The following is a 9,390-nucleotide window of genomic DNA, read 5'->3' as shown; positions in this document are numbered from 1 at the left end:
CCGGCTTCGAGCGCGCCTAGCCGCAGCAGCAGTTCGCGCGCCGCGCCCATCGCCCCGCCCGGCGGCGGATCGACGAAGCGCAGGCCGGCGTCGCCCCAGGCGGCGAGTTCCAGCGCCAGCCCCGCCAACTCGACCTGGACGATCTCGGGGCGCCGCTGCGGTTCCAGACGTTGCGATTCCGGCCATAAGCGATACGCCCAACCTTCGGCGACGCGGCCGGCACGGCCGGCGCGCTGATCGGCCGAGGCCTGGGCGATCGCGACCACGTCGAGGCGAGAGAAACCGCTGTTGGGGTCGTAGCGCGGCTCGCGGGCGAGGCCGGCGTCGATCACCACGCGCACCCCGGGCAGGGTGACGCTGGACTCGGCGACGTTGGTCGCCAGCACGACCCGGCGGCGACCGTCGGGGTCGGGTTGCAAGACCCGGCTTTGCTGCTCGACCGGCAACTCGCCGTGCAGGCTCAGCACGTCGACGCCGCGCAGCGCATCGCTGCCGGCCAGGGCGGCATCGGCGCGCGCGATCTCGCGCTGCCCGGGCAGGAACACCAGCACGTCGCCGGGATGCTGCTGCAAGGCATGCTCGACCGCGCGCCGCAGTTGGTGCTCGAGTTTTTCCTCGCGCCGTGCCGGATAGTGCGCAAGCGTCACCGGATAGCTGCGCCCGGCGCTGCTCAGGCGCGGCGCATCGAGAAACTGGGCCAGGCGCTCGCCGTCGAGGGTCGCCGACATCACCACGATGCGCAGGTCCTCGCGCAGCGAGGCCTGCACATCGAGCGCCAGCGCCAGGCCGAGGTCGGCGGCGAGATGGCGCTCGTGGAATTCGTCGAACACCAGCGCGCCGACCCCTTCCAGGCTCGGGTCGTCCTGGATCATCCGGGTCAGGATGCCTTCGGTGACCACCTCGATGCGGGTGCGCGCGGAGACTTTGTTCTCGAAGCGGATCCGGTAGCCGACGGTGTCGCCGGCGGCTTCGCCGCGCTGCCGCGCCATGAATTGCGCGGCAGCGCGCGCGGCGACGCGGCGCGGTTCCAGCATGACGATGCGCTGGCCCCGCAGCCACGGCGCATCGAGCAGGGCCGGCGGCACTTGGGTGGTCTTGCCCGCGCCGGGCGGCGCTTCCAGGACCAGGCGCGGATGTGCGGCGAGGCTGTCGCGGATCGACGGCAGCAGGGAATCGATCGGGAATTCGGCGGCGTTCACGCGCGCAAGGATACGGTGCGCGGCGCCGATGCGTCTGCACGACGACGCGATCCGTTACCCCGGCGACTGCGCGTTCGCTGCGGTCGGCGATGGGCCCGCGCTCATCCACGGCCGCCGCGTTCGAGCGCGATCACTGCTCCTCTTCGAACTCGCCGCAGCCGTACAACATCCTGCCGCCGTCCTCCATGTCGCCGATGAACACCAGGATCGCCTGCGAGTATTTCTTGCGCCTGGTGTCTTCGCAGAGTGCATCCTTCGGGCTTGGCGTGACCATGACCAGAAGTTTCTGCTGTTTCCCGGCGACCGACGCCTTGGCCGACAACGCGTACTTACCGACCATGCCCTTGTAGCCGGGCTTGGGATCGATCGAGGTCAGGGTGCCGTGGGATGCCGGAACATCGCGCGGATTGTCGAGGTCGAAATCGACCTTGCCGGGCGCGCGGCGCCGCAGCGAGATGGTCCAGCTTTCGCGACCGCTCTTGCCTTGTGGGTCGTAATTGCCGCCGTCGAAGGCCTGCGCAGGAAAGTCGAATTTGGTCTGAGCCGAAGCGGACAGCGGCAGGCAGGCGATCAGCGCCGCCAGCCCCAGCGTGAAGATCGTGGACGAGATGCGCATCGTGGTTTCCCCCATGGCGACCGGCCGGCCGCCTTCGGAAGGCATAACGCGCCGGCGCGGCGGTCGTGAATCCACTGCCCGCCGCCGTCGCGGCGAAGCCAGGATGCGGGAACGCGCCGGCGCGGGGCTCAATCGAACTCGCCGCAGCCCTGCCATGCGCCGCCACCGACGATGATGAGGACCGCACTGGCGTATTCCACGCCGTTGCGGTCGCGGCAACGCCGATGCGGCGTGGTCGGCGCGACCAGCACGGTGACGGTCTTCGGCTCGCCCGCGATCGTCGCGACGCCGGACAGGCCGTATTTTCCGCGCAGGCCGCGCTCTTTCAGCTCGGGCGCGACCGAGGCGAGGCTGCCGCGCCCGGTCTCGGCGCCGCGCGGCCGCTCGAACACGAAATCGACCTTGCCCGGCTCAGTCCGTTTCAGGCGGATGCTCCAGTCGGTGTTGCCGCCCTTGAAGGTGGCCGGCGGAAAATCGAACGGGCCGTCGGGCGGCTGAGCGCTCGCGGACATCGGCAGGCAAGCGCCGGCGCAGGCCAGCGCGAACGCGGCCTTGGCGGATATGGATAGCATCGTGTCCCCTGTAGCGGCCGGTCGGCCGCCGTCGAACTGCATCGCGATCGCCAAGCGGGTTCGCATCCGCGCGCAGGCACCGATCGAGCCCTGCGCACCGGTAATGACGTCCTGCGACCGCGCGGCCGGCCAATCGACCCCGCGACTCGCCCCGGCGACGGCCGCCCGCGGCGGCGGAAACTTGGGCTGGCCCGGCCCAGCGCCTACACTGCGCGCTGTTTTCCGCAGTATTTCTACCCATGCAATTGATCGACATCGGCGCCAACCTCACCCACGACAGCTTCGACCACGACCGCGACGCCGTGCTGCAACGCGCGCGCGAGGCCGGCGTGGCGCGCATGGTGATCACCGGCGCCAGCCGCGAGCATTCGCCGCAGGCACTCGAGCTGGCGCGCCGCCATCCGGGCGAGCTGTTCGCGACCGCCGGCGTGCATCCGCACCATGCCAGCGAGTACACCGCCGAATGCGACGCCGAAATGCGCGCGCTGCTGGCGCACGACGAGGTGGTGGCGGTCGGCGAATGCGGTCTGGATTATTTCCGCGACTTCTCGCCGCGCCCGGCGCAGCGGCGTGCCTTCGAGATGCAGCTGCAGACCGCGGTCGACATCGGCAAGCCGCTGTTCCTGCACCAGCGCGATGCCCACGCCGACTTCATGGCGATGATGCGCAACTTCGACGGCAAGCTTGGCCCGGCGGTGGTGCATTGCTTCACCGGCACGCGCGAGGAGTTGTTCGATTATCTCGATCAGGACTGGTACGTCGGCATCACCGGCTGGCTGTGCGACGAACGCCGCGGCCTGCACCTGCGCGAGCTGGTCAAACACATCCCGGCGGCGCGATTGATGATCGAAACCGATGCGCCGTACTTATTGCCGCGCACGGTCAAGCCGGCGCCATCGCACCGGCGCAACGAACCGATGTACCTGGCGCACATCGTCGAGGAACTCGCCCGCGATCGCGGCGAGGACGTCGCGACGACCGCGGCCAACAGCACCGCGGCCGCCACGGCGTTCTTCCGTCTGCCGGCGGCGTAAGACTTCGCGCCGCCGGTAGCGGGCGTCGCGAACTCACTTCATGGTGAAGTTGCCGCAGCCCGTCCAGACCTTCCACGGCCCGAGCTTGGCCGGGGTCAGGACGACGCTGTAGTCGTAGGGACCGTACTTGCCGCGGGTTTTGTCGTTGCCGTCCTTGCACTGCTGGCCGAGCGGAACCGGCTGCAGTTTCACGGTCAGACCGGGCGCCTTGGGGTCGTTGCCGAGCTTGCCGACGAGCAGGTAATCGCCCATGCCCGAAGCGGCCTTCTGCTGCAGCTTGCCTTTCAGCGGCGTCGTCGATTCCGGTACGGTCAGGGTGTAGTCGACCGAAGAATCCGGCTGGGTCAGCATCGCCACGTTCCAGGTGGTGGCATCGCCGCCGCGGAACGCCGGCGCCGGGAAGGTGATCTGTTGAGCGGGCGCGGGCGCCGCTGCGAGAGCGGCGGCCAAGCCCAGTCCGGCGACGGCGGTGAACATGATGCGCATAAGAGACTCCTGTGGGGGGCGACGTGGTGCCGCCGGTATGGCTACCAACGAGGCGTCGCCGCCTCCGTGAAACGCCGCCATCGGATCGGGCGTGGCCCGTTGTCGCGATCAAGGCGAAACGACGGCGCATGCATGACTCCACGGCAGGAGGCGGCGGGGCCGGCCTTCTGCTCGCGCGCGCAAGCGGAGGCTGCGGACGAACGTCCTGGGACGACGGCGGGACAGGCACTAGACTGGGCCGCCTTCGTCGCCCACCGCTCGCCTGCCCCCCGCAAGGATCGACTTCATGGATCACCCCGCATCGCGGTCGCCCGCCTGGTTTCCTCTCGCGCTTGCCGCTTGCGTGTTCGTGCTGACCGGCGCGTTCTTCCTGGTCTCGCAGGTCGAGCATCCCCTGCCCGAGGGCGCCGACGGCACTGCCAACCAGATCTACAGCTGGCTGGAATGGCTATGCGGCATCGGCCTGTTGATCGGCGTCAATCTCGCCCTGGCCAGCGCGACTATCGCGCGTCGCGGCCCGCCGCAACGCGCCTGGGCCGCGCTCCTGGTCGCGGTGGCCTTGGTGTTCGGCCTGGGTTACCTGTGGTCGATCGCGGTCATGCAGGCGATGCAGGCCTTGAGCGACAACCTGTCGGCGATGGCGCTCTATCGTTGGGTACCGCCGCTCAACGCCGCCAAGGTGGTGGTGACCTCGTCGATCGGCCTGGCGGTCGCCTTCGCCGTGGGCGGCCGCGGCCCCACGCCGGTGATCTGGAGCGGCGGGCAACGTCGCCTGATCGGCGCGCTCGTCGCCTTCGGCGTCTGCGCCGGCGTGTTGTTGCTGCTTCAGCACAGCCTGAGCCGGTTCACTGCATTGGACGACAACGCCCAACGTCACGGCATGACCCTCGCCGCGCTCGGCATCGGCACCGTGCACGCCTTGTGCTGGGCGCTGTTGCCCGTTCGCCGCGGCAGCGGCGCGATGCCGGCCCTGATCTCCGCGCTGCTGACGCCGGTGCTGATCGTGCTGCCGGCGCTGCCGCTGGTGTTGTTGGGCGACAAGCTCGGCATGGCCGAGCTGCTGGTCATCGTATTGCTGCTGTTGTTCGTCGCGCCGGTGCTGGCGTCGCTGCTGGTGGTGTGGTTGCACCGCAGGCGTTATCCGGCCGTGCAAGCCTGACGATCTGCCGGCAGCGCACGGCACACGAAACGGCCCGCTCGCAGCGGGCCGTTCGTTTTCCACAGGATCGAGGCGTGGCGCTTAGTACATCGCCAGGTCGCCGCAACCGCGCATCTGCGGCAGGCCGTCGACGGTCACCTGCACACCGTGCTGGTGCGCACCGTCGCCGTCGTCGGTGCAGTCCTTACGACTGATCTCGACCACCATCGGCTTGGCGCCCTGCTTCGTCGCAAGTTCGCCGCTCAACACGATCAAGGAATCCGGCGCGTCGGCCGGCTGGCCCTTGTAGTCGACCGTGCCGCTGGCCTTCTCGCTGCCGCTGCCCCAGGTCAGCTCGACCTTGTGCGACCTCTCGCCGGTGGCCTGGATCTCGATGCCCCAGTGCTCGCCGAAGCCCTTGAACGCCGGCACCGGACTGACCTTGCCGACCTGGTCGGCACCGATCTTGCCCATCGGCCGGCCCGCCGGCCCCGGATCGCTCGTCGGCGTCGCGCTCCTCGCCGGCGTCGCGCTCGTAGTCGCGTCGGGAGTCACCGTGTCCTTGGCCTGGTCGGGAGCCGCGCAACCGGCGGCGAACGCGATCGACACGATCGCAACGAGAGGGATCAGGCGCATGGGGATTCTCCTGGGTAACGTGGGACCGGTCCGGATCATGACCGGTGCGGCGGACGTTGTAACGCAGCCGCGGTGCACGAGGGGTCAATGTCGGCGTGCGTGCATTCAGGCGCCCGGCGATGCGCCGTTGCCGTTGCCGTTGCCGTTGCCGTTGCCGTCAAGATTTTGCCGTGGCTGTTGCTATGCGCCGCCTCGCACTAGCGAAGGCCAAAGAAGACCCGGAGGGCGGCCCGCATGGATGCGGGCCGTTTTTCATCGGGACAGGGATGTCCCGTATGAAAAAGCCCTGCGGAAGCATCGCTCGTGCGGGCCTGTGATTCAAAGAGAAGCATTTTTCTTTGGTTACCTTTCTTTTGTTGCTTATGACAAAAGAAAGTAACCCGCCGCTTTAGTGGCGGAAGCTTTTAGCGTTTGATCTTGTTTCTTTAGAAGCATCAAGCAAGAGCAGAGCTTCCGTCCGCTGACGCGGCCGGGTTACTTTCTTTTGCTAAGCCCAAAAGAAAGGTAACCAAAGAAAAGGGCTCTCCTTCCAAGGGCACAGGCCACGAGTGCGATGCCCGCGCCGGGATTTTCCGATAAGACATCCATGTCTTATCGGAAAACGCCGCACGTCCTGTGCGGCGCCCTCCGGGTCTACGGTTGCATCGCGAATTCGGAACTGCGCCAAGCTTTCACGGCAACAGCAACGGCAAAAACGACGACGGCAACACCGAAGGCCGAGCGAACGGTCGCGGCTTGCGCCGCTCCTACTCCTGCGATGATTAACCCCTTCGACCAATGACGAAGGCGTTGCGGACTCTGCGCGTTCCGGAGTCGCGACTCACATCGCTCCTACAAAGGCGGAAGCCGCGACGCAGCCTCAGCTGCGCAAACCGACACCGCGCTTGAGCAACCACAACGCCAACGACGACAACGCCACCACGAAACCGATCATCAAGGCATACGCCACCCACAGCGGCACGTCGCTGCTGCCGAGCAGGCCATAGCGGAAGGCGTTGACCATGTAGAAGATCGGGTTGGCGTGGGTCGCCGCCTCGGCCCAGGCCGGCAGCAGCTTGACCGAATAGAACACGCCGCCCAGGTAGGTCAGCGGGGTCAGGATGAAGGTCGGCACGATCGCGACGTCGTCGAACTTCTTCGCGTACACCGCGTTGACGAAGCCGGCCAGCGAGAAGATGGTCGCGCCGAGCAGCACCGTGGTCAGGGTCACCAGCGGATGCGGCACGCGCACCGAGGTGAAGCACATGGCGATCAACAGCACGATCACGCCGACCATCAGCCCGCGCAACACCGCGCCGGCCACGTAGCCCCACAGGATCACCCAGTTCGGCATCGGGCTGACCAGCAGCTCCTCGACATGGCGGCCGAACTTGGCGCCGAAGAAGCTCGAGGAGATGTTGCCGTAGCTGTTCTGGATCACGCTCATCATCACCAGGCCGGGGACGATGAACTCCATGTAGCTGTAGCCGCCCATCTCGCCGATGCGCGAGCCGATCAGGCCGCCGAAGATCAGGAAGTACAGGGTCATGGTGATCGCCGGCGGCACCAGGGTCTGGCCCCAGATGCGCAGGATGCGCATCACTTCGCGGCGGACGATGGTGCCCAGCGCGACCAGGTTGCGGCGCATCGGGGTGGGTTCGGCGACGGCCGCGGGCAGGGTCTGGCTCATGCGGCGGTCTCCGTCTGCGCGGCTTCGGGCTGGTTGATCATGCGCACGAACAGTTCTTCCAGGCGGTTGGACTTGGTGCGCATCGAGCGCACCCGGATGCCGGCCTCGCCGAGCGCGGCGAAGACCCGGTTGAGGTCCATCGCGCGCGGCATTTCCAGGTCGAGGGTGTGGTCGTCGGTGGCGACCACGGTGGTGCCCTCGATCTGCGGCAACGCCGCCGGAAGCACGCCGTCGATGTCGAATAGAAAGCCTTCGACGTCGAGCATCGCCAGCAGGGTCTTCATCGGCCCCTGCTGGACGATCCGGCCCTGGTCGATGATCGCCAGGTTGCGGCACAGGTTTTCGGCTTCTTCCAGGTAATGGGTGGTCAGGATGATGGTGGTGCCGGCGGCGTTGATCTCGCGCAGGGTCTTCCACATGCCGCGGCGGATCTCGATGTCGACGCCGGCGGTGGGCTCGTCGAGGATCAGCAGGCGCGGCCGGGTCATCATGGCGCGGGCGATCATCAGCCGCCGCTTCATGCCGCCCGACAGGGTGCGGCTCATCATGTTGGCCTTTTCCCACAACTGGGCACGCTTGAGCTCCTCCTCGGCGCGCTGCAGCGCCACCGCCCTCGGCACGCCGTAGAAGCCGGCGTAATTGACGAGGATGTCGATGGGCTTCTCGAACATATTGAAGTTCAGCTCCTGCGGCACCAGCCCGATCAGGCGCATCGCCGCCTCGCGCTGGGTCGCCAGGTCGGTGCCGAAGATCGACACCGAGCCTTCGCTGAGGTTGACCAGCGAGCTGACGATGCCGATCAGGGTCGACTTGCCGGCGCCGTTGGGGCCCAGCAGGGCGAAGAAGTCGCCCGGGGCCACGTTCAGGGACACGCCCTTCAGGGCCTGGACGCGGTTGTCGTAGGTCTTGCGCAATGCGCGCACGCACAGGGCCGGCACCGGCTCGGCCGATGCCGCTGGGGAAGCGGCCTGGGACTGGGTCATTCGGAGTGTTCTCGGGAAGCCTGGCCGCGGGCCCCGCGGCGAATGCCTTAGTATAGGCGGCCCCGCGGTGGCGCTCCGGTCACAGACTGTTGCGAATTCCCGCGTTGCGCAGCCCCGCACAGTCCCCAGACTTTGCACCAGACGGCCGCACCGACCATCGCCCGGGTCGCCCTACGCGTCCGAACGCCCACGCGCCTTAGACGGCACGATCCAGAAGCACGATCTCCATGAAGCAGTTTCCGCTCAAACTCGTTTCGCGCCGGATGTTGGCCCCGACCGTCGGCCACTACGTCTTCCTGCGCGACGACGGCGAGCCGCTGGACTACATCCCCGGCCAGTTCATCCAGGTTCACTTCCAGTACGCCGACGGCACCGCGACCAAGCGCAGCTACTCGCTGGCGAACATCCACGACCACGCCCTGGGCCCGGGCGAGACGGTCGAGATCGCGGTCAGCTACGTCACCGGCGGCGCTGCGACGGCGTTGTTCGAGGGCATGGGCGACGGCGACCTGGTCCAGGCCAGCGGGCCGTTCGGCCGCTTCTGCCTCAACCCGGCCGACAGCAATCGCCGCTACCTGCTGATCGCCACCGGCACCGGCGTGACCCCGTACCGGGCGATGCTGCCGCAGCTGGAAGCGCTGATCCGCGAGCGCGGCATCGAGGTCGTGCTGCTGTATGGCGCACGCTCGCCGGTGGAGCTGCTGTACGGCGACGACTTCCGCGCTTTCGCCGACCGCCATCCGAACTTCCGCTTCGTGCCCTGCTTCTCGCGCGAGCTGCCCGAGCAGCCGCACGCGGACGTGCGCCAGGGTTACGTCCAGCAGTTCCTGGAAGAGTTCGCGCCGAACGCCGAGGGCGACATCGCCTACCTGTGCGGCAACCCGAACATGGTCGACACCTGCTTCGAGGCGCTCAAGGGCTACGGCCTGCCGGTGCCGCAGATCCGCCGCGAGAAGTACGTCTCCTCGAAGTAAGCGCCGCGTGCGCGACCCGGCGCCGCAGCGCGGAGCCGGGCCTCGCGCCGCCGGCACTGCGTCGTCGGCACGGTCATGCCTGC

9 protein-coding genes and 1 pseudogene are annotated in these 9,390 nt (G+C 67.9%); 3 read left to right on the top strand and 7 right to left on the bottom strand.

Features of this window, described 5'->3' with window-relative positions; translation table 11 throughout:
- Positions 1-2: 2 nt before the first annotated feature.
- From hrpB to GLA29479_RS06110, 3 genes and pseudogenes are all read right to left on the bottom strand, one after another.
- Positions 3-1,199: pseudogene (hrpB, locus tag GLA29479_RS06120) on the bottom strand (ATP-dependent helicase HrpB); the annotation flags it as partial.
- A gap of 130 nt (positions 1,200-1,329) precedes the next feature.
- Positions 1,330-1,860, bottom strand: coding sequence for a hypothetical protein (locus tag GLA29479_RS06115; RefSeq protein WP_057971088.1), 531 nt, complete (start codon positions 1,858-1,860; stop codon positions 1,330-1,332).
- Between the two features lie 83 nt (positions 1,861-1,943).
- Positions 1,944-2,387 carry a hypothetical protein gene (locus GLA29479_RS06110; RefSeq protein WP_144436376.1) on the bottom strand — a complete coding sequence of 148 codons (444 nt, stop codon included), beginning with the start codon at positions 2,385-2,387 and terminating at the stop codon, positions 1,944-1,946.
- Positions 2,388-2,626: 239 nt separating this feature from the next.
- On the opposite strand from GLA29479_RS06110, the gene GLA29479_RS06105 reads away from it, so the two are divergent.
- Positions 2,627-3,421: a TatD family hydrolase gene (locus tag GLA29479_RS06105; RefSeq protein WP_057971086.1), complete on the top strand. Its 795-nt coding sequence runs from the start codon at positions 2,627-2,629 to the stop codon at positions 3,419-3,421.
- Positions 3,422-3,454: 33 nt separating this feature from the next.
- Here GLA29479_RS06105 and GLA29479_RS06100 read toward each other — a convergent pair whose 3' ends face one another.
- On the bottom strand, positions 3,455-3,907 hold the full coding sequence (locus GLA29479_RS06100; RefSeq protein ID WP_057971085.1) for a hypothetical protein: 453 nt from the start codon (positions 3,905-3,907) through the stop codon (positions 3,455-3,457).
- A gap of 286 nt (positions 3,908-4,193) precedes the next feature.
- Between GLA29479_RS06100 and GLA29479_RS06095 the strand changes: the two genes are divergently transcribed.
- Positions 4,194-5,066, top strand: coding sequence for a hypothetical protein (locus tag GLA29479_RS06095; RefSeq protein ID WP_144436375.1), 873 nt, complete (start codon positions 4,194-4,196; stop codon positions 5,064-5,066).
- A gap of 81 nt (positions 5,067-5,147) precedes the next feature.
- Here the strand turns inward: GLA29479_RS06095 and GLA29479_RS06090 are convergent, their stop codons facing one another.
- The 3 genes from GLA29479_RS06090 to GLA29479_RS06080 all read right to left on the bottom strand — a co-directional run bounded on the left by GLA29479_RS06090 (position 5,148) and on the right by GLA29479_RS06080 (position 8,333).
- Positions 5,148-5,681: a hypothetical protein gene (locus GLA29479_RS06090; protein WP_057971083.1), complete on the bottom strand. Its 534-nt coding sequence runs from the start codon at positions 5,679-5,681 to the stop codon at positions 5,148-5,150.
- An 859-nt stretch (positions 5,682-6,540) separates the two neighbouring features.
- Complete coding sequence (locus GLA29479_RS06085; RefSeq protein WP_031374023.1) at positions 6,541-7,350, bottom strand: ABC transporter permease; 810 nt, start codon at positions 7,348-7,350, stop codon at positions 6,541-6,543.
- Positions 7,347-8,333 (bottom strand): ABC transporter ATP-binding protein, encoded by a 987-nt coding sequence (locus GLA29479_RS06080; protein ID WP_057919808.1) that lies wholly within the window; start codon positions 8,331-8,333, stop codon positions 7,347-7,349. Before GLA29479_RS06080 ends, GLA29479_RS06085 begins: the two co-directional genes overlap by 4 nt.
- A 227-nt stretch (positions 8,334-8,560) precedes the next feature.
- Between GLA29479_RS06080 and GLA29479_RS06075 the strand changes: the two genes are divergently transcribed.
- Positions 8,561-9,307, top strand: a complete 747-nt coding sequence (locus GLA29479_RS06075; protein WP_057971082.1) for a ferredoxin--NADP reductase — start codon at positions 8,561-8,563, stop codon at positions 9,305-9,307.
- Positions 9,308-9,390 lie beyond the last annotated feature (83 nt).

Source organism: Lysobacter antibioticus, from assembly GCF_001442535.1.
GTDB lineage: Bacteria > Pseudomonadota > Gammaproteobacteria > Xanthomonadales > Xanthomonadaceae > Lysobacter > Lysobacter antibioticus.
The sequence above is the reverse complement of the archived record's forward strand: the minus strand, read 5'-3'. Positions and strand labels throughout refer to the sequence as shown.

Excerpts from the sequence above, each read along its gene's own strand:
- GLA29479_RS06080 (WP_057919808.1), bottom strand. The coding sequence starts at position 8,333 with ATGACCCAGTCCCAGGCCGCTTCCCCAGCGGCATCGGCCGAGCCGGTG.
- GLA29479_RS06075 (WP_057971082.1), top strand. The coding sequence starts at position 8,561 with ATGAAGCAGTTTCCGCTCAAACTCGTTTCGCGCCGGATGTTGGCCCCG.
- GLA29479_RS06115 (WP_057971088.1), bottom strand. The coding sequence starts at position 1,860 with ATGCCTTCCGAAGGCGGCCGGCCGGTCGCCATGGGGGAAACCACGATG.
- GLA29479_RS06095 (WP_144436375.1), top strand. The coding sequence starts at position 4,194 with ATGGATCACCCCGCATCGCGGTCGCCCGCCTGGTTTCCTCTCGCGCTT.
- GLA29479_RS06090 (WP_057971083.1), bottom strand. The coding sequence starts at position 5,681 with ATGCGCCTGATCCCTCTCGTTGCGATCGTGTCGATCGCGTTCGCCGCC.
- GLA29479_RS06110 (WP_144436376.1), bottom strand. The coding sequence starts at position 2,387 with ATGCTATCCATATCCGCCAAGGCCGCGTTCGCGCTGGCCTGCGCCGGC.
- GLA29479_RS06100 (WP_057971085.1), bottom strand. The coding sequence starts at position 3,907 with ATGCGCATCATGTTCACCGCCGTCGCCGGACTGGGCTTGGCCGCCGCT.
- GLA29479_RS06085 (WP_031374023.1), bottom strand. The coding sequence starts at position 7,350 with ATGAGCCAGACCCTGCCCGCGGCCGTCGCCGAACCCACCCCGATGCGC.
- GLA29479_RS06105 (WP_057971086.1), top strand. The coding sequence starts at position 2,627 with ATGCAATTGATCGACATCGGCGCCAACCTCACCCACGACAGCTTCGAC.